The organism is Rhodovulum viride (genome assembly GCF_003265965.1).
Taxonomy (GTDB): domain Bacteria; phylum Pseudomonadota; class Alphaproteobacteria; order Rhodobacterales; family Rhodobacteraceae; genus Rhodovulum; species Rhodovulum kholense.
This window is the reverse complement of the sequence record NZ_MUAV01000280.1, coordinates 1-245: the sequence shown is the minus strand read 5'-3', so window position 1 is coordinate 245 and position 245 is coordinate 1. Positions and strand designations below refer to the sequence as shown.

Sequence of the window (245 nt, the reverse complement as noted above, 5' to 3'; positions counted from 1 at the left end):
CCGCCCAGGACCAGCGCGAGGCGCGGCGGCTGATGCGGGTCTGGGACATGGCCGAGAGCGGCAATGTCGGCGCCGAGCGGGTGCTGGCCCAACTGATCGACCGGCAGGAGCGGATGGAGATCGAGCGGCGGCTGTCGGAGAAGCCCAAGGCCGCCAGCGCCGACAAGCTGGGCAAGAAGCAGGTCGACACGCTGCGCGCCCGGGATGCCGAGGCCGATCTGATGGCGGAACTGGATCAGGAGGCG

1 pseudogene is annotated in these 245 nt (G+C 71.0%); it reads left to right on the top strand.

Annotated features, from left to right (window positions below):
* Window positions 1-245, top strand: a pseudogene (locus BYZ73_RS23410) (hypothetical protein); the annotation flags it as partial.